The 1836-nt window shown below is 40.9% G+C and carries 1 protein-coding gene; it reads right to left on the bottom strand.

All coding sequences use genetic code 11. The features are described 5' to 3' along the window. Positions 1-236: 236 nt before the first annotated feature. Positions 237-1836: autotransporter family protein (locus tag ABD915_RS09510; protein ID WP_345117691.1), on the bottom strand; the 1600-nt coding region annotated here is incomplete at its 5' end.

Below are 1836 nucleotides of genomic sequence, written 5' to 3'. Positions count from 1 at the left end.
GTCATTAAAGAGCCCCGAGAAGCAGTCACTGTATCGTATCATTATCACCAAAAACTTTAAGGAAATTCACTTTAACATAGAAAGGCGTTTTCACGCGTAAAATGCAAAAAAATATTATGCCTTATTTTGCTCGTATCAAAGAGCGAGGATTTTTTGATATCAACACAGATTGTTATAAAACAAAAAGGCAGCACACTGTGCTGCCTTTTATATAAAGGTACGTATTGTACCTTATCTTAGAACTGATAACGCAATCCCCCAGAAAAACTGGTACCAGAAAAACCAGCCTTGGTAAGTTTATGCTGATAAACCAGATCACCGTGAAGAGAAAACTGCGAAGATACCTTAGCATTAAAACCTAATCCCGTTTCTAGGGAAGAACCAAAAGCTCCTAGCTGAAAAGCGTCTTTGAAATGAACAGTTTGTTTCCCTCCAAAACCATGAGTAAGATAAAGTTTGCCATAGAAGGAAACAACACGTGCCTCATCGGTTACAGAAAGCGTCTTTGTTAAACGCCCACCAGCACGTACCAGCCATTGATCAAGTTTGCCCAGCTCAATATCAAAGTCATCAATATCATGGGCATTATTAAACTGAAGACGCTGATAAACAACCTGAACCTGCGGATCAAAAATAAGACCTTCATCCTCTATCATAAACGCTTTACCAGAAGTTAATGAAGCGCTTAGAGGTGTTCCCTTTAATGTTGCTGTCTTACCACGTGCAAGAGTGTGAACATCACCTTTGAAGAGACCATAAGATAAAAGACCATCAACATAGAAGCCCGCTTGATGTTGCATACTACCATATGCTGTAGCAGTCCATTTATCAAATACACTTTTTTGGCTCTGTTCAACATCTTGAGGCTGGAGAGAAAGTCTCTCATAAGACCCTATAATTCCAAAAGAAGCAGTACCATATGCATTTTCAATTGTTTGCAGCAAAACACCCGCCTCTATGGCATTATAGTTAAGCTCACCTCCATAACCATATTCAAGTGCGGATAAATCTGAGGCATAACGATAACTACCACCATAACCACGCACAAAAAAGGCGGGATTTCCATCATTTTTCAACAATCCTCCAGAAGCAATGCGTAAAGCTTCTAATTGCTTATTTTGACTGCCAATACTCATCAAACCTGTATGAAATAAAGCATTTGGCAAAAACAGATAAGTTGGAACTTGCGGAACAACAGCCTTAACCTCCGGCTTAGGATCAGGCTCCGGAGCTGGTCTAGGAGGAATAGGAGCTGGAGCGGGACCAGGTTCTGGACTAGGAGAAGGTTCAGGAGCTGGCCCAGGCTTAGGATCAATATATACATTTTCGAGACGAAAATCCCAATGTTTTCCATTACCTTTCACCAATCTTTGAGAAGAACTTGCCTCCCCTAACTCAGATTGTGGACCATAAGCATTGAGCCTATACTGATAAGGCGAATGCCCCACCGCGACATAACCACCATCTAACTGAAAAGAATTTTGATTTGCCTCTCCAGAAACCTGAATAATTGAAATTCCTTGTTCATTTCCACCACTCCCCGTAGATCCCCCTGGACTTCCTGAAACACCACGCACATGCACTATCGTTGTTCCAGAAACATCACCATGTATCAAAACACGATCAGTCTTTTGATTATCAAGGGAACCACCATTATTCAAATATGTGTTAAGGTAAATATGCGCACCATCCCGCGCCTTATAAGCCTCACCCGTTCCTTTTCCAATGTGGAGTGTTCGATAATCGTAAGTCGAAGCAGACTTTAATTTTTTAAAATTAATAGAACTATCACCCATAAGGCTTACGAGTGAAAGTGATGAATCATCTACCCAACCA

The sequence above is a fragment of the Bartonella jaculi genome, assembly GCF_039543045.1.
Classification (GTDB): domain Bacteria; phylum Pseudomonadota; class Alphaproteobacteria; order Rhizobiales; family Rhizobiaceae; genus Bartonella; species Bartonella jaculi.
Note: the sequence above shows the minus strand (reverse complement) of the source record. Positions and strands in the feature narration are given on the sequence as shown.